We start from the raw sequence: 20,950 nt of genomic DNA, 5'->3' as shown, positions 1-20,950 counted from the left end.
TCAGCGTCCCCGGCTGTACGGCGGTCGGGCCGGCCCGTCCGGGCCGCCGTGATGGCCGTCGTGGTGGCCGTCGTACGGCGACCGCCGGCGCTCCGGCGGCACCGGAAGCCGGCGGACGAGGTCGGCGACCACGGCGTCGGTGGTGCGGCGGGCCAGTTGCGCGTCGGCGTTCGGGATGACCCGGTGCGCCAGCACCGGCACGGCCAGCGCCTGCAGGTCGTCCGGCAGCACGTAGTCGCGGCCGTCCAGGGCGGCCACCGCGCGGGCGGTGCGCAGCAGTTGCAGGGTGGCCCGGGGGGAGGCGCCGAGCCGCAGGTCGGGCGACTCGCGGGTGGCGGTGACCAGGTCGATGGCGTACTGCTGCACCGAGTCGGCCACGTGGATCTGCCGGACCGTGGCGATCAGCCGGCGCACGGTGGCGGCGTCGGAGACCGGCCGCAGCGCACCCAGCGGGTCGGCACCGCCGTGCACGGTGAGCATCGCCAGCTCCGCCCCCGGGTCCGGGTAGCCCATGGCGACCCGGGCGGTGAACCGGTCGCGCTGGGCCTCCGGCAGCGGGTACGTCCCCTCCATCTCGATCGGGTTCTGCGTGGCGATCACCATGAACGGGGTCTGCAGCTCGTAGGTCACGCCGTCGACCGTGACCTGGCGCTCCTCCATGCACTCCAGCAGCGCCGACTGGGTCTTCGGGGAGGCGCGGTTGATCTCGTCCCCGACCACCAGGTTGGCGAACACGGCGCCGGGCTTGAACTCGAAGTCGTGGGTCTCCTGGTTGAAGACGCTGACCCCGGTGACGTCGCTGGGCAGCAGGTCGGGGGTGAACTGGATCCGGCGCACCGAACAGTCGATCGACCGGGCCAGCGCCTTGGCCAGCTTGGTCTTGCCCACCCCGGGCACGTCCTCGATCAGCAGGTGGCCCTCGGCCAGCAGGACGGCGAGCGCCAGCCGGACGATCGCCGTCTTGCCCTCGATGACCTGTTCGATGTTGGCCACGATGGCGTCGCTCGCTGCGCGGAACTCATCGTTGGGCAGGGCGCCCCCCAACTCGTCCCAGGTCTGCTGTCTCACCGGGGTCCTCCTCGTCGCTGTGCCGCGGTGCTGATTGAGACTGCCGAGACCGGCGGCAAGGTTCGCGGGACGTTGGCTTCCGGTCCCGATGTCCGGTTACCCGCACGACTCAGGCTAGCGCCATCGGCGCCGTGCGCCGACCTCCGCCCGATGATCGAGGCTCCCGGGTGACCGCACGGTGCCGCCGGAACCGCGATGGGTAACCGCAACGACAGCCCGCCGCGGCAGGCGGTACACTGCCCTCATGCCCGGGGCTGACCTGCTCCTTAGCGAGCCGTGCTGACGCATCAGACAGCGACAGCACGGCTACCCCTCCTTGCGAGGGGCTTTTTTGTGCCCGCGCAACCCCGATCCGTGTCCGCGCGACCCCACCCCGTCCGGCCCCGACGAGAACGACCCGAGGTGAAGCGATGACGTCCGCAGCCGAGCCGACCGCCGAGATCCCACCGTTCCGGTACACCGCCGGACTGGCCGGTGAGCTGGAGCTGCGCTGGCAGGACCGGTGGCGGCGGGAGCAGACCTTCCGGGCGCCCAACCCGGCCGGCCCGCTGGCCGAGCCGGACCACCCGCGCGCCGGTGCCGAGAAGCTGTACGTGCTGGACATGTTCCCGTACCCGTCCGGTTCCGGGCTGCACGTCGGGCACCCGCTGGGCTACATCGGCACCGACGTGTTCGCCCGGTTCCAGCGGATGGCCGGCCGCAACGTGCTGCACACCATGGGCTTCGACGCGTTCGGCCTGCCCGCCGAGCAGTACGCGGTGCAGACCGGCACCCATCCGCGGGTGACCACCGAGGCCAACATCGCCCGCTACCGGGCGCAGCTGAGCCGGCTGGGGCTGGGGTACGACCAGCGGCGCTCGGTGGCCACCATGGACCCGGACTACTACCGCTGGACCCAGTGGATCTTCCTGCAGATCTTCAACTCCTGGTACGACCCGGACGCCGGCCGGGCCCGGCCGGTCGCGGAGCTGATCGGGGAGTTCGCCGCCGGCGCCCGGGAGACGCCGGACGGGCGCCCGTGGGACGAGCTGGACCCGGTCGAGCGCCGCCGGATCGTCGACGGGTACCGGCTGGCGTACGTCTCCGAGGCGCCGGTGAACTGGTGCCCCGGCCTGGGCACCGTGCTGGCCAACGAGGAGGTCACCGCCGACGGCCGCTCCGAGCGGGGCAACTTCCCGGTCTTCAAGCGCAACCTGCGGCAGTGGATGATGCGGATCACCGCGTACGGCGACCGGCTGCTGGCGGACCTGGACGCGCTGGACTGGCCCGAGGCGATCAAGCTGATGCAGCGCAACTGGATCGGTCGCTCGGTGGGCGCGCACATCGACTTCCCGACCGACGCCGGTGCGGTGCGGGTCTTCACCACCCGCCCGGACACCGCCTTCGGCGCCACCTACCTGGTGCTGGCCCCCGAACACGAGCTGGTGGACCGGCTGACCCCGGCCGACTGGCCGGCCGGCACCCGGCCGGCGTGGACCGGCGGGCACGGCACGCCCACCGAGGCGGTGGCCGGGTACCGGGCCGCCGCGGCGGCCAAGAGCGACGTCGAGCGGCAGGCCGACGCGCGGGAGAAGACCGGCGTCTTCACCGGCGCGTACGCCACCAACCCGGTGAACGGGGAGCGGATCCCGATCTTCGTCGCCGACTACGTGCTGGCCGGCTACGGCACCGGGGCGATCATGGCGGTGCCCGGCCAGGACGAGCGGGACTGGGAGTTCGCCGAGGTCTTCGAGCTGCCGATCGTGCGTACCGTGCAGCCGCCGGAGGGCTTCGCCGGCACGGCGTACACCGGGGAGGGTCCGGCGGTCAACAGCGCGGCGCCCGAACGCGGCCTGGTGCTGGACGGGCTGGGGGTGACCGAGGCCAAGGCGCGCACCATCGCCTGGCTGGAGGAGGCCGGGCACGGCCACGGCGCCGTCACCTACCGGCTGCGGGACTGGCTGTTCAGCCGGCAGCGGTACTGGGGCGAGCCGTTCCCGGTCGTCTACGACGAGACCGGCCTGCCGGTGGCGCTGCCCGAGTCGATGCTGCCGGTCGAACTGCCCGACGTCGACGACTTCTCGCCGCGCACCTACGACCCGGAGGACGCCGACTCGCAGCCGGAGACCCCGCTGTCGCGCCGCAAGGACTGGGTGGAGGTCGAACTGGACCTGGGGGACGGTCCGAAGACCTACACCCGCGAGACCAACACCATGCCGCAGTGGGCCGGCTCCTGCTGGTACGAGATGCGCTACCTGGACCCGACGAACACCGAAACGTTCGTCGACCCGGCCAACGAACGCTACTGGATGGGGCCGCGCGGCGAGGGCGACTGCGGCGGCACCGACCTGTACGTGGGTGGCGTCGAGCACGCGGTGCTGCACCTGCTGTACGCCCGGTTCTGGCAGAAGATCCTGTACGACCTGGGCCACGTGTCGTCGTTCGAGCCGTACCGCCGGCTGTTCAACCAGGGCTACATCCAGGCCTACGCCTACACCGATCCGCGCGGCGCCTACGTGCCGGCCGAAGAGGTGGTCGAGGTCGACGGCCGGTACTTCCACGGCGAGATCGAGGTCCGGCGCGAGTACGGCAAGATGGGCAAGTCGCTGCGGAACGTGGTCACCCCGGACGAGATGTGCGAGCGGTACGGCGCGGACACGTTCCGGGTCTACGAGATGTCGATGGGTCCGCTGGAGGTGTCCCGGCCGTGGGAGACCCGGGCGGTGGTCGGCTCGCACCGGTTCCTGCAACGGGTCTGGCGGGCGGTGGTGGACGAGCGGACCGGCGACTGCACGGTGCTGGACACCCCGGCCGACGAGCCGACCCGCCGGCTGCTGGCCCGTACGATCGACGGGGTCCGCACCGACCTGGCCGGGCTGCGCTTCAACACCGCGATCGCCAAACTGATCGAGCTGACCAACGCGCTGACCCGGCTGCCGGCCACCCCGCGCGAGGTGGCCGAGCCGCTGGTGCTGATGCTGGCGCCGTTCGCCCCGCACATCGCCGAGGAACTGTGGCAGCGGCTGGGGCACGCCGAGTCGCTGACCTTCGCCGACTTCCCGGTGGCCGACCCGGCCCTGCTGGCCGCGCCGACCGTGACCTACCCGGTGCAGGTCAACGGCAAGGTCCGGGGCCGGGTGGAGGTGCCGGCCGACGCCGCCGAGGAGACCGTGCGCGGCGCCGCGCTGGCGGCCGTGGCCGAGCAACTGGGCGGTCGCGAACCGCGCAAGGTCATCGTGGTGCCGGGGCGGATGGTCTCGGTGGTCGCCTGACGGGTTCCGGCGGTCTTGGTTGGGGTTTCCGGCGGTCTGGGGTTGGGTTTCCGGCGGTCTGGGGTTGGGTTTCCGGCGGACCCGCCCACTCTGGGCGGTCAGGCTTGACCCCGTCGTGGGCGGGTCCGCCGGAAACCCGTGCGGTGGGCTGGGGTCGGCGGAATCTCAGACCGAGTGCATCAGTGCGGCGGCCTTGCTCCAGACGTCCGGATAAACCTCCGTGTCGAACGCGACGGTGGAGGGGCGCGCGGCGGCGGCGGCCAGCAGGCCGGCATCCCTGATCGGTGGGGTTGTCCTCAGGATGACGGCGGCGATCTCCACGAGGTCGTCGACCTCGAGGTAGACGGTCATTCGGCCAGTCGTCTCAGCAACTCGGCGTCCCGTTCCGAGACCTCACGGGCGAGGTCGCGGACCCGGTCCCGTCGGCTGTGCGCGGAGACGTACTCCTCCACGGCGACGACGATGGTGGCATTCATGGACCGACGCTCATGTTCGGCGAGCTGCTTCAGACGCTCGTGCAGATCGTCGGGCAGATTGACCGTGGTGACCATATGGAAATCATACCGCTCCTGACCAGCGGACGGTGGGGCGATGCGAGGCCCTCGCAGGTCCGTCGGCGGCGCCGCCGTTCGTACCGGGGCGGGCCGGCGGTCGACCGGCGTATCGCTGAACGCAGCCGTTGCCCGGTCGAAACCTTCACGTTGGGTCGCCGTTCGGAGCGCGCCGGGGCGCCGCACTCAGGTGAGACGCCCCTATGCTGCTGATAGCTGAGTTGTCCGGCCGTCGACAGGGAGGAGCGGGACGTTGGCCTACGAACCCCGGGTCGCAGCCGCGCTGTCCGGCGCCACCGTACGACAGCTCTCCTACTGGCGCCGCACCCGCGCCCTCGTGCCGGAGACGTCTGCGTCGCGCCCTGTCCTCTACTCCTTCAGGGATCTCGTGGCGCTCCGAACGTTCGCCTATCTTCGTGGCGATCGCTCCCTGCAAAGCATTCGCAAGGCGGTCCGAACTCTGAAGGACATCGGCGAGACGGAGCATCTGTCGTCATACCGGCTCGTCGCGCAGGGTAAGCGGAGCATCGCGCTGGTCCAGGACGAGGGGGCTGTCGATCTCGTTGAGAAACCGGGCCAGTCCCTGACGGTGGTCAAGCTTGGCGACGTACTTCAGTCGTTTCCCGTGGGGGACATTCAGGTGCCGGACCTCCTGCATCCGCGTGAGAGGATCTCCGTGGATCCCGAGATTCGTGGTGGGCATCCCGTGGTCGAGGGCACCCGCGTGCCGTTCGAAGTCGTCGCGGATCTGGTCCGCGACGGCGTCGAGCCGGAGCAGGTTGCCGCCTTCTACCCGTCAGTCAGCGCGGATGCGGCGCGTGACGCCGCTGATTTCGCGGACTATGTCGATCGATCGGCGGGGCGTCGGGCGGCTTGATGCGGGTTCTTCTGGATGAAGACGTGCCGGAACAGGTCTTGCAGGTTCTCCGCCATGTCCTTCGACGTCATACTGTCGATCACATACATTCGATAAAGTGGTCTGGGAAGAAGGACAGTCAGGTCCTTCACGACGCCGTCGGCCGATATGACGTCCTGGTTACGAACAACTACAGGCAGTTCGACGATCCGGACGAGACCTCCAAAATAAAGAAGTCTGGAATACATCACGTCTCGTACCGGCAGCGGCAGTCGGGGCTCACGGGGTTGGCTCTTGCGATCGGCGCCATCGTCGCGTCAATGCCACAAATCATGGCGGATCTTGAGGTGGCGGGCGGGCAGCGCCTGGTGGCCATCCGGGGAATCGATCCCACGAAGCGGTTCACGATCACTGATCCGAGGCGGGATCCGCCCAGGTACTGGCCTCGGTGACGTGCCGGTCAGTGCCGCGCGGCGTCGGGATCGCCGACGGCGCGGCGGGTGCGCTCGGCGCGCCACCAGCGGGCCACCAGGGCGAGGCTGGCGAACAGGCCGAGGCTGGCCGGCGCGACCGCCAGCCAGTTGATGCGGCCGGGGGTGGCCACGGCGCCGATGGCCGCGTAGCCGAACGCCGACGGCACGGTGGCGAGCACGCTGCCCACCAGGTACGGCGCCAGCCGTGCGCCGGTGGTGCCGTAGCCGTAGCTGACCAGCCCGAAGCCGCCCACCGGCAGCAGCCGGACGGTGATCACGCCGAGCACGTTCTGCCGGCTGAACCACCCGTCCAGGCTGATCAGCCGGCCGCGTACCCGGTCGGCCACGAACTCCCGGCCCAGCGTCCGGCCTACCGCGAAGCCGGCGGCCGCGGCCAGCAGCGCGGCGGCGAGGGTGTAGCCGGCGCCCTGCACCGGCCCGAACAGGGCGCCCCAGGCGACCGTGATGAGGGTGCGCGGCACCAGCACCACCAGCAGCGCGGCGCCCACCCCCACCGCGGCCAGCGGCGTCGCCGGTCCCAACCGGTCGACCAGCCGGGGGGCCAGGGCCAGGTCCCGCGCCGGCACCAGGAGCAGCGCCAGCGCGCAGAGGCCGAGCACGCCGAGCAGCAGCAGGAAACGCCGGACGGACCGTTGCCGGAGCAGATCGCGTACGGCGGTCACTGCCGGGCCGCGGCGGCCACCGCGGCCGCCCGTTCCGAGCGCATCCGGTCGGACCAGGTGTCGTCCAGCGGCGGCAGTTGGCCGGCGCCGACGGCCCAGCGCAGCAGCAGGTCGGCCAGGGCCGGGTTGCGGGCCAGGGCCGGCCCGTGCGAGTACGTCCCGAGCAGCTTGCCGTGCCAGGCGCCCTCGCTGTTGCCGTCGTTGCCCACCCCGGTCGTGACCCGGGCCAGCGGGAAGACGCCGACGCCCAGATGGGTGCGGCCGCCGTGGTTCTCGAAGCCGCTCAGCGGCGGCAGGCCGAGCCGCGCGTCGATCGGACCGGCCAGTTCGCCCACGGCCCGGGCCGGCCCCCGGTCGGAGCTGAGGTCCAGCATGTCCAGCCCCGCGCACTTGGCGCCCTTGGCGTAGAAGGACGAGCCGAGCAACTGGTACCCGGCGCAGACGGCGAACACCACCGACCCCTGCGCCACCGCCCGGTGCAGGCCACCGTCCTCGATCAGCCGCTGCGCGGCCAGCGCCTGCGGCCCGTCCTCGCCACCGCCGAGCAGGTAGATGTCGGCCGAGCTGGGCAGTGGCTGGTCGGACCGCACCTCGTGCATCTCCACAGGCAGGCCGCGCTGCTGGGCCCGGTGGGCCAGGATCAGCATGTTGCCCCGGTCGCCGTAGGTGGACAGCAGGTCCGGGTAGATCCAGACGATGCGCAGGCTCTCAGTTGACACGGTCCAACTCCGCTCGGATGTCCTGGAACGCCGTGTAGTTGGCGATCACCTCGAGCCGGCCGGGCGGCACCGCGGCGACGGCCTCGGGGAAGGTGCGGACGTGCCGGAACGGCACCCCGTTGACGTCGAGCCGGACGGCCAGGTCGTACGCCCGGTCGCCGGTGATCAGCACCTGCCGTCCGCGCAGCGGCGCGAAGTCCACATCGAACAGCCAGGAGGTGTCCAGCCCGTCGGGGTCGCGGGCGTTGATGGACAGCAGTGTGGGCGCCTCGTCGGCCATGTCGAACGCCTCCAGCCAACTGGCCGGGTTCTTCGCCAGCAGCAGCCGGATGTTCCGGCCGTCGCGCACCACCTGCGCGTACCGGCCGGCCACCGAGGTCACCGCGCCGAGCCGGGAGACGGCGTCGGTGGGGCGTACCCCGAACTCGGCGGCCACGGCCAGCGCGGTGGCCGCGTTGCCGATGTTGACCCGGCCGGGTAGCTGCAACCGCACCTTGTGCCAGGCGCCGGTGGGGTCGAGCACGCCCTCGTCCTCCACCAGCCACTGCGGGGTGGGGCGACGCAGCGAGCAGCCGACGCACCACCAGTCGTCGCCGGAGCGCTCGATGGTGGCGCCGCACTCCGGGCAGACCCACGAGTCGTCGTGCCAGCGCTGGCCGGCGCTGAACCAGGTCACCACCCGTTCGGCCCGCAGCGGACCGGGCGGCGGGGTGGCGGCCCACACCACCATCGGGTCGTCCGCGTTCGCCACCACCCGGATGGCGGGGTAGCGGATCAGCGCGGCCCGCCACATCTGCGCCATCATCGCCACCTCCTTGGCCCGGTCGAGCTGGTCGCGGGAGAGGTTGAGCAACGCGATGGCTCGCGGTTCGGTCGCCTCGATCACCCGGGGCAGGTAGTGCTCGTCCACCTCCAGCACCGCGTACGGGGTGTGGCCGGCCTTGGCCAGCGCCGAGGTGTGCCCGCTGGGCATGTTGGCGCCGAACGAGTTGGTGGCGACCGGCCCGAGCGCCCCGAGGGCCGCGGCGGTCAGCCGGGTTGTGGTGGTCTTGCCGTTGGTGCCGGAGACCAGAGCGATGGAGCGTCCGTTGGCCAGGTGGGCCAGCAGCTCCGGGTCGATCTTGAGGCCGATCCAGCCGCCGATCACCGATCCGTCACCGCGGCCAGCGGCCCGGGACAGCGCCGCGGCGGTCCGCGACACCGAACTTGCCACCTTGGCGCGCATGGGCATCTTCCCGTCCGTCACGGACGCGAGATTACCGGAGCCGGCGGCCCGGCGACCCGGCGCCGGCCCGGCTCCACTTCCCTCCACCTTCGGGTACCGGGGCTCGGCGGGCCGCATCACCCGCCCGATATTTACCCCTTAATCCGGTCATGTTGCCGCCGGATCCGACCGCTGAATCCGGTGTCGGAAAGCGGACGCCACTGCGACGCGCCAGCGCCCTCCACTCCACTCCACCCCTTCTGACCTGGGCTTTTAGGTCGGCGCTCGGTACTCCGAACGGGCGATTCCGGTTGCGGGTGGAGGGAAGTGGAGTAGAGTGGGGCGCGATGGTGGACCTGGGAGGGGCCGCCGGCCCGGGGGTGAGCGGCGCCGCGAACGCCGCGCAAGGGCAAGGGGGGTTGGGCCGATGTTTCTCGGCACCCACACTCCGCGCCTGGACGACAAGGGCCGGCTGATTCTTCCGGCCAAATTCCGGGATGAGCTGGCGGGAGGTGTCGTGATCACCAAAGGGCAGGAGCGCTGCCTCTACGTCTTCCCGATGCTTGAGTTCCAGCGCATCGCCGGGCAGCTGCGCGAGCAGCCCATGACGCACAAGGCGGCCCGCGCGTACAGCCGGGTCTTCTTCGCCAGCGCGCACGACGAGGTGCCGGACAAGCAGGGCCGGGTGACCATCCCGGTGCACCTGCGGGAGTACGCGGCGCTCACCCGGGAGCTGGTGGTGATCGGAGCCAGCAGCCGGGTGGAGATCTGGGATCGGCAGGCATGGGAGACGTACCTCGCCGAGAGCGAGGACGACTTCGCGGACATCGAGCAGGGGGTGTTGCCGGGCGGACTCTAGGGCCGAGCAGCCCGACGTACTGCGAGATCTCCACCCGCTCGTGCTCCTGGCGCCTCTTCCCCGGTGCCAGGCGCGCGATCCGGCCGCTGTGTGCGGTGCGGGCGGACCACGAGCGGATGGGGATCTGGCGGTACGACGCGCGGCACGCCAGTCACGGCACGTACAGGCGGGAACGGCGGTCAGTGGGGGTCACGATGGGGGAGCTGAGGGGCACGCACGTGCCCGTGCTGCTCGAGCGGTGTCTCGAGCTGCTGGCCCCCGCGCTGTCCCGGCCCGGCCCCCGGGTGCACGTCGATGCCACGCTGGGGCTGGCCGGGCACGCCGAGGCGGTGCTGGCGGCCCATCCGGAGACCGTCCTGGTGGGACTCGACCGGGACCCGGAGGCGCTGGCGCACGCCCGAGCCCGGCTGGACCGGTTCGCCGACCGGATCCACCTGGTGCACGCGGTGTACGACGAGTTGCCGGCGGTGCTCGCCGGGCTGGACCTGCCGGGCGTCGACGGGGTGCTGTTCGACCTGGGTGTCTCCTCGCTCCAGCTCGACGCGCCCGACCGCGGGTTCGCCTACGCGCAGGACGCGCCGCTGGACATGCGGATGGACCAGAGCGCCGGCAGCACCGCCGAGGAGGTGGTGAACGGCTATTCGCACGGCGAGTTGGCCCGGGTCCTGCGGGTGTACGGCGAGGAGCGGTTCGCCGGTCGGATCGCCTCGGCGATCGTGCGCGAGCGGGAACGGGCCCGGATCACCTCCTCGGCCCGGCTGGCCGAGCTGGTCCGGGAGTCGATCCCGGCACCAGCCCGACGAACGGGTGGACACCCGGCAAAGAGAACGTTTCAGGCTTTACGGATAGAGGTAAACAGGGAGCTGGCGGCGCTCGAAACGGCGCTGCCGGCCGCCCTCGACGCGCTCACCGTCGGCGGTCGCCTCGTGGTGCTCTCCTACCACTCGCTGGAGGACCGGATCACCAAGCAGGCGCTCGCCGGCCGGGCCCGCAGCACGGGCCCGGTGGACCTGCCGGTCGAACTGCCCGGCACCGGCCCGACGCTGCGGCTGCTGCGCCGTGGCGCCGAGCTGCCGGGCACGGCGGAGGTCGCCGCCAACCCGCGGGCCGCATCGGTGCGGCTGCGGGCGGCGGAACGGATCGATCCGGACGCCGAAGGTGGGCGTCCGGGGTGGGGCGGCCGCGAACGGCCCCACCGAGGGGGAAGGGCACACAACGGCGGGATGGGGACACAGGGGGAGGGATGATGAACGTCAACAGGCGTGACGGCCGGGAAACCGGCGTACAGCGCGATACGGTGCAGCGCGCACCACGGTCGGGGGGCCGGATCGTGGCGCAGCGGATCACCGGGGTTCCATCGGCCGAGCCGGTCCGGGGTAGCTCCCGGCGGGCCGAGTCGATCCGGCGCACGGAGCAGACCGGGCGCACGGACCAGGCCGGACGGGTGGATCAGGTCGGGCGCACGGTGCCGGCCGGGACGGCCCGGCGCACCGGCGCGGAACGGCCCAGCGGGCCGTTCGGCGCGGACCGGGACGGCCGGTCCGGGGAGTTCCGGACCGCGGGCAGCGCGGCGCTGGCCACCGACCCGGCCGAGCTCGCCGGGTCCGCCGCGCAGCCGCGGCGTACGCCCCGGCTCACGGTGGCGCCGCCACCGCCGGTGCTGGTGCCGCGGGCGCCGTTCGTGGCGCTGATCCTGGCCGTGGTGGTCGGCGGGGTGCTGGGCATCCTGGTGGTCAACACGAAGATCAACGAGAACGCCATCCGGCTGTCCCGGATGCAGGACCAGCAGGCATCGCTGGACCTGCGCCAGCAGCAGTTGGAGGACCAGATCACCCAGGCCGAGGCGCCGGGCAACCTGGTGGCCCAGGCCAAGAAGCTCGGGCTGGTCGACGCCGGGCAGCCGGCGTTCATCCGGCTGCCGGACGGCCGGACGATCGGGGTGCCGCAGCCGACCGCCGGCGGGTCCGCCGGCACCGGCCAGCAGGGCACGGGAGGCTGACCGGTGCCGCCCCGTCCGGACGATCCGCGCCGGGACGATCCGCGGCAGGCCGACCCGCGCCGGGACGATCCGTCGTCCCGGCGCGGGTCGCCGCGCGGCCGGGAGAGGGGCGCGCCGGCGGCCCAGGAGCCGCTCGGCGGCATCTCGGACGCCCGCGCCTACACGCCGCGCGGGCGCACCGTACGGGAGGCGCCCGAACTGCGCCGCACGCCACGGGCGGGCCGCTCGTCGGACCCGTTCCGGCCGGCCCTGCAGGTGCTCGACGGCGGTGGGGGCGGCCGGGCCGCCAACCGGTCGGCGGGCTCGGGGACGGGACGGGCGGCCCCGCCGCCCGCCGGTACGGGCGGCCGGTCGGCGCCGGCGGCCTCGGCGGCCGGTGGTGCCCGGGTGCCCGCCCGGACCCGCCGCGGCGCCGACGTGGCCAAGCCGCGCTCCCGCCCGGGCGGTCGGGGTTCCGGCCGGCCCCGGCGCTCCACCCCACCCCCGCTCGGCGACCCGCGCCGGCGGCTGCGGCTGGGCACCTTCGTGGCGCTTGTCATGTTCGTCACCATCGGCATCCGGCTGGTCGCCATCCAGGTCCTGCAGAGCCCCGCCTACGCCGACGGCGGACTGAACGACCGGATCAGCAAAGTCGTGCTGCCGGCGGCGCGCGGCACCATCTACGACCGGTCCGGGGTCGCGCTGGCCCGCAGCGTGGAGGCGCGGTACGTGTTCGCCGACCCGACCCGGGTCAAGGACGTGCCGGCCACCGCCCGGGCGCTGTCCCCACTGCTGCACATCCCCGCCGCCGACCTGGAACCCCGGCTCGCCCCGCAGAAGACCGCGGCCGGCGACGACTCCCAGTTCGAGTACCTGGCCCGGGGCGTACCGGTGGCGACCGCCCAGAAGATCATGGCCCGGGAGCTGCCCGGCATCGGCGTGCACCTGGACGAGCGGCGCGACGTGCCCGGCGGGGACCTCGCGGCCAATTTGCTCGGCTTCGTCGGCCAGGACATGAACGGCCTCGAAGGACTGGAGGCGCGCTACGACGCGCTGCTGCGCGGCGTGCCCGGCGAGCGCAGCTACGAGCACGGCGGCGGCGCCCTGGACGCGCCGATCCCCGGCGGGTACGTCCAGGAGACCGCGGCCAAGCCGGGCAGTTCGCTGGAACTGACGATCGACCGCGACCTTCAGTACAAGACGCAGAGCATCCTGCAGACGCAGATGAAGGAGCGCAACAGCAGCGAGGCCGCGGCCGTGGTGCTGGACGTGCACACCGGTGAGGTGCTGGCCCAGGCCAGCTACCCGACGTACAACGCGGCGGACCCCGGCGACAGCGACCCGCAGGACCGCAACGACAACGCCACCGGCTTCGTGGTGGACCCCGGCTCGGTGCACAAGGCCATCACGATGGGCGCGGCGTTGCAGGAGGGCGTGATCAAGCCGGACGACAGCATCCTGGTCGGTCCGACCATCACCGCCGGCGACACCACCTTCTCCGACACCCACCCGCCGCCCGGCGGGGTGGCCGTGCCGATGAGCCTGCCCGGGATCATGGCCTACTCGTCCAACGTCGGCACCATCAAGATCGCGAACAAGCTCGGCAAGGAGAAGCTGTACGAGTACCAGCAGCGGTTCGGGCTCGGCCGGGCCACCGGCGAGGGGGTGCCCGGCGAGGCGGCCGGGCTGCTGCTGCCGCCGGACCAGTGGAGCGGGTCGTCGTACGGCTCGGTCCCGATCGGCATGAGCGTCTCGGCCACCCCGTTGCAGATCGCCGCGGCGTACGCGGCCATCGCCAACGACGGCACCTGGGTGCAGCCGCACCTGATCAAGGAGACGATCGCGCCGGACGGCACCCGGACCGCGGCGCCGGCCCCGAAGACGCACCCGGTGCTCAGCCCGGCCACCGCGGCCTCGCTGCGCACCGTCCTGGAGGCGGTCACCACGGTCGAGCACGCCACCGGGCTGCGCGCGGCCATCCCCGGCTACCGGGTGGCCGGCAAGACCGGCACCGGTGGGCTGGTGCGCAACGGCTCGTACGCGCCGGGCGAGGTGGCCTCGTTCGTCGGCATGGCCCCGGCGGACAACCCGCGGTACGTGGTGGCGGTCTTCTCGTACACGCCGGGCGGCGAGGGCGGCGACGTGTCGGCGCCGGCGTTCAAGGACATCATGCAGTTCACCCTCGCCCACTACAAGGTTCCGCCGACCGAGACGAAGCCGCCGAACTTCGTCGTCTATCCCCGCTGAACAGCCGCTGCGGGCCATCATCGGTAGGTGCGGGGGATGCGGCGGGGCGGCGGTGCGGTCGAGACGGCCGGACGGGGTAGGGTCTGACGCCGTGTCCGGCAATCCGCGTCCCCGTACCGTGACCCCGGTGCCGCTCGGCGACCTCGCCGCGCGGATCGGGCTTGCCCCGCCGGCGGACGCCGCCGGCACACCGGTGACCGGCGCGACGCACGCCAGCACCGAGGTCCGGCCCGGCGACCTGTACGCCGCGCTGCCCGGCGCCCGGCGGCACGGCGCCGAGTTCGTGCCCGCGGTCGCGGCGGCCGGCGCGGTCGCCGTGCTGACCGACCCGGCCGGCGCCGCCGCGGCGGCCGCGGCCGGCCTGCCCGCGCTGGTGGTGCCGGATCCGCGCCAGGCGCTCGGGCCGGTGGCCGCCGCCGTGTACGGCGACCCGACGGCCGGCCTGCGGGTGATCGGGCTGACCGGGACCGCCGGGAAGACCTCGACGGCCTACCTGGTGGAGTCCGGCCTGCGCGCGGCCGGCCGGGTGACCGGGCTGATCGGCACGGTGGAGACCCGGCTGGGCGACCTGCGGGTGGACAGCGTCCGGACCACCCCGGAGGCGACCGACCTGCACGCCATCCTGGCGGCGGCCCGGGAACGGGGCGTGACCGACGTGGTCATGGAGGTCTCCAGTCACGCCCTGGCGATGGGCCGGGTGGGCGGCGTCCGGTTCGCGGTGGGCGGATACACCAATTTCGGCTCCGACCACCTGGACTTCCACTCCAGCGTGGCCGACTACTTCGCGGCCAAGGCGCTGCTGTTCGACGGCCGGTGCGCGGTCGAGGTGCTCAACGCCGACGACCCGGCGTTGCACCCGCTGGACAAGCCGGCCACCGTCACCTACTCGGCCGCCGGCGACCGCACCGCGACCTGGTGGGCCGGGCCGGTCACCGGTTCCGGCTTCGACCAGCGGTTCACCGCGTACGGCCCGGACGGGATCCAGGTGCCGGCCGGGGTCACCCTGCCGGGCCGGCACAACGTGGCGAACGCCCTGCTCGCGATCGCCGCGCTGGTGGGCACCGGCGTCGACCCGGCGACCGCGGCGGCCGGCGTGGCCGGCTGTCCCGGCGTACCGGGCCGGTTGGAGCTGGTCGGGGGCGACGGCCCGGTCCGTGGCGTGGTCGACTACGCGCACAAGCCGGACGCGGTGGTGGCGGTGCTCGCCGCGCTGCGCGAGGTGGCCGGCGCGGGCCGGCTGATCTGCGTGATCGGCGCCGGCGGCGACCGGGACCGCGGCAAGCGCCCGGTGATGGGCGCCGCGGCGGGGCGCGCGGCCGACCTGGTCCTGATCACCGACGACAACCCGCGCACCGAGGACCCCGCGGCGATCCGCGCCGAGGTCCGGGCCGGGGCCGAGCGGGCCGCCGGCGCGGCGGTCGTGGAGGTCGCGGGCCGCCGGAGCGCCATCGACGAGGCGGTACGCCGCGCCGCGCCGGGCGACGTCATCGCGTTGCTGGGCAAGGGACACGAGCGGGGGCAGGAGATCGCCGGCCGGGTGGAGCCCTTCGACGACCGGGTGGAGCTGGCGGCGGCGCTCACCGACCGGTTCGGCCGGCTGGTGGGGCAGCGATGATCCCGCTGACCCTGGCCGAGGTGGCCGCCGCCGTCGACGGGCGGCTGGTGGGCGCCGATCCCGATGCCGTGGTCAGCGGGCCGGTCGAGTACGACTCCCGCAGGGTCGCCCCCGGCGGCCTGTTCGTGGCCTTCCCGGGCGAGCGGGTCGACGGGCACCACTACGCGGCCGGCGCGGTGGCGGCCGGCGCGGTGGCGGTGCTGGGCACCCGGCTGGTCGAGGGTGTACCGATGGTGCTGGTGACCGACGGGCTGACCGCGCTGGCGGCGCTGGCCCGGGCGCTGCTGGACCGGCTGCCCGAGGTGACCGTCATCGGGCTGACCGGTTCGTCCGGCAAGACCACCACCAAGGACCTGATCGGCCAGCTGGTGAGCCGGCTCGGGCCGACGGTGGCGCCGCCCGGCTCGCCCAACAACGAGCTGGGCCACCCGTACACGGTGTTGCAGGCCGACGAGCACACCCGCTACCTCGTGCTGGAAAAGGGCGCCCGGGGCGTCGGGCACATCCGGTTCCTCTGCGGGATCGCCCGGCCGCGGATCGCCGCCGTGCTGAACGTGGGCGTGGCGCACATCGGCGAGTTCGGCTCCCGGGAGGCCATCGCGGCGGCCAAGGGCGAACTGGTCGAGGCGCTGCCGCCGGACGGCCTGGCCGTGCTCAACGCGGACGACCCGCTGGTGCGTGCCATGGCGGACCGCACGTCGGCCCGGGTGGTGCTGGTCGGCGAGGCCGCCGACGCGCAGGTCCGGGCGTGCGACGCCCGCCCGGACGGGCGCGGCCGGTACGGGTACACCCTGGTCACCCCGGAGGGTCAGGTGCCGGTCCAGCTCGGGCTGACCGGCGCGCACCAGGTGGGCAACTCGCTGCTGGCCGCGGCGGTGGCCCGGGAACTGGGCATGCCGCTGGCCGAGCTGGGTCCGGCGCTGGGCGAACTGGGCGTGCGCTCGACCCGCCGGATGGACGTCTTCGACCGTACCGACGGGGTGACGGTGATCGACGACTCGTACAATGCCAACCCGGCCTCGACGGCGGCGGCGCTGCATGCGCTGGCCGGCCTCGGCGCCGGCCGGCGGACCGTCGCGGTCCTCGGTTACATGGCGGAGCTGGGCCCGTACGAGCGGGATGGGCACGCTGAGGTCGGCCGGTTGGCGGCCGAGCTGGATATCGACCGGGTGTTGGTCGTGGGTGAGGCTGCCGCGCCGATCCACGAGGGGGCGCGCTCGGTGGCGACCTGGGGAGGAACATCGGTGCTGGTGACCGATCAGCCGGCGGCGGTCGGGGAACTGCGACGTGAGCTGCGCTCCGGCGACGTCGTTCTGGTGAAGGGCTCGCGCTACCGCACCTGGGAGGTGGTCGACGCGCTGCGTCCCGGCGCGGCGGACGGCATCCCACCGGTGGACCCGACACGGGCGGCGGGTGCCGCCGCGCAGGAGACGATTCCGACCGAGGGCGAGCCGGCGTGAGGGCGGTCATCGTCGCGGCGGCGGTGGCGTTCCTGGTATCGCTGTTCTGCACCCCCATCGGCATCAAGATCTTCCGCGCGCTCAAGGCGGGCCAGCCGATCCGTGCGGTCGGCCCGGCCACCCACCAGGGCAAGAAGGGCACGCCCACGATGGGCGGGGTGGTGTTCATCATCGCCACGGTCATCGCGTACGTGGCCGGGCACGTCGCCCTGACCACCCTGCCGGAGGCGCAGATCGCGCAGGTCCGGCCGACCGTGACGGCGCTGGTGCTGCTCGGCCTGTTCGTCTTCTGCGGCGCCGTCGGCTTCCTCGACGACTACCTGAAGGTGCGCAAGCGCAACAGCCTGGGGTTGAGCGCCCGGGGCAAGCTGATCGGCCAGTTGCTGGTGGGCACGGTCTTCGGGGTGATCGCGCTCTACTTCCCCAGCACCAACGGCGAGACGGTGGGCAGCACCTACATCTCGTTCATCCGGGACATCCACGCCCTGGACGTCGGCAAGGTCGTCTCGGTGATCATCTTCGTCCTGGTGGTGATGGGCGCCAGCAACGGCGTCAACCTCACCGACGGCCTCGACGGGCTGGCCACCGGCGCCTCGGTGATGGTGCTGGGCTCGTACGCGCTGATCGCCTTCTGGCAGTACCGGCACTGGTGCGGTGACCGGGCCTACAGCGGCGCCGGCAACTACTGCTACGCGGTCCGGGACCCGCTGGAGATCGCGCTGATCGCCGGCGCCGCGGCCGGGGCGTGCGTCGGGTTCCTGTGGTGGAACACCTCGCCGGCCCGGATCTTCATGGGCGACACCGGCGCGCTCGGGCTGGGCGGCCTGATCGGCGGCCTCGCCATGGCCAGCCGGACCATGCTGCTGCTGCTCATCCTCGGCGGGCTGTTCGTGATCATCACGATGTCCGTGGTGATCCAGATCATCTCGTTCAAGACGACCGGCAAGCGGGTGTTCCGGATGTCCCCGCTGCAACACCACTTCGAACTGGCCGGGTGGAGCGAGGTCAACATCGTGGTCCGGTTCTGGATCATCGCGGGCATCGGCGTGGCGATCGCGCTGGGGCTGTTCTACAGCGAGTTCCTGACCGCCACCAGCTAGGGCGTGTCGCACAAGTGCCAGCGACCGCGACACGCCGGCCGGCGCGCTGCGCCCGGTCGGCGTGCCGAGGCTCGATGATGGGCGGATGGGCCGAGACCGGAAGCCGCCGCGCCGATGACCAGCGATCCCACCGGCCGTACCGGGTCCGCCGGCCGTAGCGACTCGACCCGGCGGCCCGGGTCGGCGGCCCGGGCCGACTCCACCGACCGGCCCGGGTCGAGCGGGCGGGCCGATTCCGCGAGCCGGGCCGAATCCGCCGGCCGGGCCGGGTCGGCGGCGCGACGGCAGACCGGGGACGCGGCGGCCGAGGTACCGCCCTGGCGGTTCGACCCGAGCGGCGGGCTGGCCGCGCTGCGCGGCCTGCTGGCCCGCCCGCTGGCCTCGTACTACCTGCTGGTCTCCAGCGCCGGCCTGCTGCTGGTGATCGGCCTGACCATGGTCTTCTCGGCCACCAGCGTGCAGGCGTACGCCGAGGACGGCAACGCCTTCGCCGACCTGACCAAGCAGGCGCTGTACGCGTTCATCGGGCTGGTCGCGTTCTGGCTCTGCCAGCGGTTGCCGGCCGGGTCGTTCCGCTCGCTGGGCAAACCGCTGCTGGTCGGTTCGCTGTTGCTGTTGCTGGTGCTGGACCTGCTGCTGGTGTACGGCTCGCTGGCCCACCTGAGGGTGGCCCGGATCGGTCCGCTGGAGGCCCAGCTGCTCTGGCTCTACATCGGGCCGATCGGGCTGCAACCCTCCGAGCTGGCGAAGTTCGGCATGGTGCTGTGGGGCGCGGAGGTGGTGGCCCGCAAGGGCCGGGCCGTGGGCTGGTGGCGCGAGCTGCTGGTGCCGCTGGGCCCGGTGATCGGGCTGCTGTTCCTGCTGGTCGGCTACAACGACGTGGGCACCATGCTGTGCCTGCTGGCGATCGTGGTGGGCCTGCTCTGGGCCGCCGGGGTGCGGATGCGGATCTTCGCCAGTCTCGGCGCGATCGGGCTGGTCGGGATCGGCCTGCTGATCGCCGCGGCCTGGCTGGGCGCCGGCTCGGGCAGCGTCGGCGAGGAGAACTACCGGTTGCTGCGGTTGACCGCCTTCCTGCGCCAGAACGACCCGGAGTGCCGGGCGTCCGACTGCTACCAGCTGGTCATGGCCCGGGACGCGATCGACAACGGCGGCTGGTTCGGGGTCGGGCTGGGCAAGAGCGTGCTCAAGTGGGACTGGCTGCCGCAGGCGCACAACGACTTCATCTTCGCGATCCTGGCCGAGGAACTGGGCGTGGTCGGCTGCGTCGTGGTGCTCGCGCTGCTCGCCGTCCTGGCGTACACGGGGCTGCGGATCGCCCGGCGGGTGACCGACCCGTTCCGGCGGCTGGCCGCGGCGGCGGCGACCACCTGGCTGGTGGGCCAGGCGGTGATCAACATCGGCGGGGTGGTCGGCCTGCTGCCGATCACCGGCCTGCCGCTGCCGTTCATCTCCGACGGTGGGAGCGCGCTCGTGGTCACCCTCGCGGCCATCGGGATGCTCGCCTCGTTCGCCCGCGCCGAACCCGATGCGGCCAGAGCGCTGAACGCCCGTCCGCCGGCCCCCTGGGTCCGACTACTCTGGGCCCCGTTGCCGCCGATTCCCGGCCGGCGCCGGGCCGCACCGGACGCGGCGGCGCCCGACCGGGACGCCGGGTCGCGGCCCGGCCGGCGGGACACCGGAGCCCGGCCGACCGACGGACGGGCGGACAAGGTGCGCGCCGGACCGGTGCGCGAGAGGAGACGCTGATGGGTCCGCTGCGGTCGGTGGTACTCGCGGGAGGCGGCACCGGGGGGCACATCTACCCCCTGCTCGCCTTCGCCGACTGTCTGCGCAGGCACGACCCGGGCGTCCGGATCACCGCCCTCGGCACCCCGAAGGGCCTGGAGAACGAGCTGATCCCGCCGCACGGCTACGACCTGCGGCTGATCCACGCGTACCAGTTGCCGCGGTCGGTCAACATGAACCTGCTGCGTACCCCGGACCGGATGTGGCGGGCGGCCCGCGAGGCGGGCCGGGTGCTGGACGAGGTCCGCGCCGACGTGGTCGTCGGGTTCGGCGGGTACGTCTCGGTGCCGGCCTACCTGGCGGCCTGGCGGCGCGAGCTGCCGATCGTGATCCACGAGGTGAACGTGCCCCCGGGCGTGGCGAACCGGATGGGGATGAAGTTCACCAGGAACGTGGCGGCCGGGTTCCCGCACCAGCCGGCCCAGGCCGAGGCGCTGCGCGACGCCCGGGTGGTGGGGGTGCCGCTGCGGCGGGCCATCACCGGGCTGGACCGGCCGGGCCGCCGGGCCTCCGCGCGGGCCCACTTCGGGCTGCGGCCGGACCTGCCCACGCTGTTCGTCTCCGGCGGTTCCCAGGGCGCCCGGTCGATCAACCTGGCGGTCTCCGGCGCGGCAAAGGAACTGGCCGCGGCCGGCATCCAGGTGCTGCACGTCATCGGGGCGCGCAACGAGGGCATCTCGGTGCCGAACGACCTGCCGGTGCCGTACGTGACCCTGCCGTACCTGTCCGAGATGGAGCTGGGCTACGCGGCGGCGGATCTGATGCTCTGCCGGGGCGGCGCGATGACCTGCGCCGAGGTGGCCGCCATCGGGCTGCCCGCGGTCTACGTGCCCTACCCGCACAGCAACCAGGAGCAGCGCCGCAACGCGCTGCCGGTGGTGGAGGCCGGCGGCGGCCTGCTGGTCGACGACGCCGAGCTGAGCCCCGGCTGGGTCGAGCAGCACGTCGTCCCGCTGCTGCGCGACCCGCGCCGGCTCGCCGAGATGGGCGCCGCGGCCGGCGCGTACGGCCGGCGGGACGGCGACGAGGCGCTGCTGGACTTCGTCTACGAGGCGGTGGCCCGATGACCGGGCCGGTGCGGCGCATCGCGGCCGCGTA

Annotated in this window: 18 protein-coding genes; 12 read left to right on the top strand and 6 right to left on the bottom strand. The window is 73.2% G+C overall.

Annotated features, from left to right (window positions below; all coding sequences use genetic code 11):
• The gene (locus CIK06_RS20435) at window positions 1-1,068 is read right to left on the bottom strand and encodes a MoxR family ATPase (RefSeq protein ID WP_232533756.1); all 1,068 of its coding nucleotides are present in this window, start codon (window positions 1,066-1,068) and stop codon (window positions 1-3) included.
• A 410-nt stretch (window positions 1,069-1,478) separates the two neighbouring features.
• On the opposite strand from CIK06_RS20435, the gene leuS reads away from it, so the two are divergent.
• Window positions 1,479-4,319 (top strand): leucine--tRNA ligase, encoded by a 2,841-nt coding sequence (gene leuS, locus CIK06_RS20430; protein ID WP_095566181.1) that lies wholly within the window; start codon window positions 1,479-1,481, stop codon window positions 4,317-4,319.
• A 165-nt stretch (window positions 4,320-4,484) separates the two neighbouring features.
• Here the strand turns inward: leuS and CIK06_RS20425 are convergent, their stop codons facing one another.
• Window positions 4,485-4,670, bottom strand: coding sequence for a hypothetical protein (locus CIK06_RS20425; protein WP_095566180.1), 186 nt, complete (start codon window positions 4,668-4,670; stop codon window positions 4,485-4,487).
• Window positions 4,667-4,870, bottom strand: coding sequence for an Arc family DNA-binding protein (locus CIK06_RS20420; RefSeq protein ID WP_095566179.1), 204 nt, complete (start codon window positions 4,868-4,870; stop codon window positions 4,667-4,669). The genes CIK06_RS20425 and CIK06_RS20420 overlap by 4 nt, the downstream gene beginning before the upstream one ends.
• Window positions 4,871-5,123: 253 nt before the next feature.
• Between CIK06_RS20420 and CIK06_RS20415 the strand changes: the two genes are divergently transcribed.
• Both CIK06_RS20415 and CIK06_RS20410 read left to right on the top strand, forming a co-directional pair.
• On the top strand, window positions 5,124-5,747 hold the full coding sequence (locus CIK06_RS20415) for a DUF433 domain-containing protein (RefSeq protein WP_095566178.1): 624 nt from the start codon (window positions 5,124-5,126) through the stop codon (window positions 5,745-5,747).
• Window positions 5,747-6,178, top strand: a complete 432-nt coding sequence (locus CIK06_RS20410; protein WP_095566177.1) for a DUF5615 family PIN-like protein — start codon at window positions 5,747-5,749, stop codon at window positions 6,176-6,178. The genes CIK06_RS20415 and CIK06_RS20410 overlap by 1 nt, the downstream gene beginning before the upstream one ends.
• 8 nt (window positions 6,179-6,186) lie before the next feature.
• Here the strand turns inward: CIK06_RS20410 and CIK06_RS20405 are convergent, their stop codons facing one another.
• Genes CIK06_RS20405 through CIK06_RS20395 form a run of 3 tightly spaced genes read right to left on the bottom strand, consistent with a single transcriptional unit; the run spans window position 6,187 to window position 8,832 of the window.
• Window positions 6,187-6,882 (bottom strand): TVP38/TMEM64 family protein, encoded by a 696-nt coding sequence (locus CIK06_RS20405; RefSeq protein ID WP_232533755.1) that lies wholly within the window; start codon window positions 6,880-6,882, stop codon window positions 6,187-6,189.
• On the bottom strand, window positions 6,879-7,601 hold the full coding sequence (locus CIK06_RS20400; RefSeq protein WP_095566176.1) for a type 1 glutamine amidotransferase: 723 nt from the start codon (window positions 7,599-7,601) through the stop codon (window positions 6,879-6,881). The genes CIK06_RS20405 and CIK06_RS20400 overlap by 4 nt, the downstream gene beginning before the upstream one ends.
• Window positions 7,591-8,832, bottom strand: a complete 1,242-nt coding sequence (locus CIK06_RS20395) for a MurT ligase domain-containing protein (protein ID WP_095567985.1) — start codon at window positions 8,830-8,832, stop codon at window positions 7,591-7,593. The genes CIK06_RS20400 and CIK06_RS20395 overlap by 11 nt, the downstream gene beginning before the upstream one ends.
• Before the next feature lie 400 nt (window positions 8,833-9,232).
• On the opposite strand from CIK06_RS20395, the gene mraZ reads away from it, so the two are divergent.
• The 9 genes from mraZ to murG all read left to right on the top strand — a co-directional run bounded on the left by mraZ (window position 9,233) and on the right by murG (window position 20,919).
• A complete protein-coding gene (gene mraZ, locus CIK06_RS20390; RefSeq protein ID WP_095566175.1) occupies window positions 9,233-9,664 on the top strand; it encodes a division/cell wall cluster transcriptional repressor MraZ in 432 nt (143 codons plus the stop codon).
• Window positions 9,665-9,858: 194 nt separating this feature from the next.
• On the top strand, window positions 9,859-10,911 hold the full coding sequence (rsmH, locus tag CIK06_RS20385) for a 16S rRNA (cytosine(1402)-N(4))-methyltransferase RsmH (RefSeq protein ID WP_095567984.1): 1,053 nt from the start codon (window positions 9,859-9,861) through the stop codon (window positions 10,909-10,911).
• Entirely contained in the window at window positions 10,911-11,663 is a 753-nt protein-coding gene (locus tag CIK06_RS20380; RefSeq protein ID WP_095566174.1) for a hypothetical protein, read from the top strand. The genes rsmH and CIK06_RS20380 overlap by 1 nt, the downstream gene beginning before the upstream one ends.
• A 3-nt stretch (window positions 11,664-11,666) precedes the next feature.
• Window positions 11,667-13,889, top strand: coding sequence for a penicillin-binding protein 2 (locus tag CIK06_RS20375; RefSeq protein ID WP_095566173.1), 2,223 nt, complete (start codon window positions 11,667-11,669; stop codon window positions 13,887-13,889).
• Window positions 13,890-13,980: 91 nt separating this feature from the next.
• Complete coding sequence (locus CIK06_RS20370) at window positions 13,981-15,504, top strand: UDP-N-acetylmuramoyl-L-alanyl-D-glutamate--2,6-diaminopimelate ligase (RefSeq protein ID WP_095566172.1); 1,524 nt, start codon at window positions 13,981-13,983, stop codon at window positions 15,502-15,504.
• Window positions 15,501-16,964: a UDP-N-acetylmuramoyl-tripeptide--D-alanyl-D-alanine ligase gene (murF, locus tag CIK06_RS20365; protein WP_095566171.1), complete on the top strand. Its 1,464-nt coding sequence runs from the start codon at window positions 15,501-15,503 to the stop codon at window positions 16,962-16,964. The genes CIK06_RS20370 and murF overlap by 4 nt, the downstream gene beginning before the upstream one ends.
• Complete coding sequence (mraY, locus tag CIK06_RS20360) at window positions 16,961-18,064, top strand: phospho-N-acetylmuramoyl-pentapeptide-transferase (RefSeq protein WP_095566170.1); 1,104 nt, start codon at window positions 16,961-16,963, stop codon at window positions 18,062-18,064. Before murF ends, mraY begins: the two co-directional genes overlap by 4 nt.
• A 342-nt stretch (window positions 18,065-18,406) precedes the next feature.
• Window positions 18,407-19,813 carry an FtsW/RodA/SpoVE family cell cycle protein gene (locus CIK06_RS20355; RefSeq protein ID WP_369916242.1) on the top strand — a complete coding sequence of 469 codons (1,407 nt, stop codon included), beginning with the start codon at window positions 18,407-18,409 and terminating at the stop codon, window positions 19,811-19,813.
• Window positions 19,813-20,919, top strand: a complete 1,107-nt coding sequence (gene murG / locus CIK06_RS20350) for an undecaprenyldiphospho-muramoylpentapeptide beta-N-acetylglucosaminyltransferase (RefSeq protein ID WP_095566168.1) — start codon at window positions 19,813-19,815, stop codon at window positions 20,917-20,919. The genes CIK06_RS20355 and murG overlap by 1 nt, the downstream gene beginning before the upstream one ends.
• The last annotated feature ends 31 nt before the right edge of the window (window positions 20,920-20,950 follow it).

The sequence above is a fragment of the Plantactinospora sp. KBS50 genome (assembly GCF_002285795.1).
Taxonomy (GTDB): Bacteria; Actinomycetota; Actinomycetes; order Mycobacteriales; family Micromonosporaceae; genus KBS50.
This window is presented reverse-complemented; position numbering and strand designations above follow the sequence as displayed.

Bases quoted from the DNA above. Each gene is read 5' to 3' on its own strand.
- leuS (WP_095566181.1), top strand. From the start codon at position 1,479: ATGACGTCCGCAGCCGAGCCGACCGCCGAGATCCCACCGTTCCGGTAC.
- CIK06_RS20425 (WP_095566180.1), bottom strand. From the start codon at position 4,670: ATGACCGTCTACCTCGAGGTCGACGACCTCGTGGAGATCGCCGCCGTC.
- CIK06_RS20420 (WP_095566179.1), bottom strand. From the start codon at position 4,870: ATGGTCACCACGGTCAATCTGCCCGACGATCTGCACGAGCGTCTGAAG.
- CIK06_RS20410 (WP_095566177.1), top strand. From the start codon at position 5,747: ATGCGGGTTCTTCTGGATGAAGACGTGCCGGAACAGGTCTTGCAGGTT.
- CIK06_RS20395 (WP_095567985.1), bottom strand. From the start codon at position 8,832: ATGCCCATGCGCGCCAAGGTGGCAAGTTCGGTGTCGCGGACCGCCGCG.
- mraZ (WP_095566175.1), top strand. From the start codon at position 9,233: ATGTTTCTCGGCACCCACACTCCGCGCCTGGACGACAAGGGCCGGCTG.
- rsmH (WP_095567984.1), top strand. From the start codon at position 9,859: ATGGGGGAGCTGAGGGGCACGCACGTGCCCGTGCTGCTCGAGCGGTGT.
- CIK06_RS20380 (WP_095566174.1), top strand. From the start codon at position 10,911: ATGAACGTCAACAGGCGTGACGGCCGGGAAACCGGCGTACAGCGCGAT.
- murF (WP_095566171.1), top strand. From the start codon at position 15,501: ATGATCCCGCTGACCCTGGCCGAGGTGGCCGCCGCCGTCGACGGGCGG.
- murG (WP_095566168.1), top strand. From the start codon at position 19,813: ATGGGTCCGCTGCGGTCGGTGGTACTCGCGGGAGGCGGCACCGGGGGG.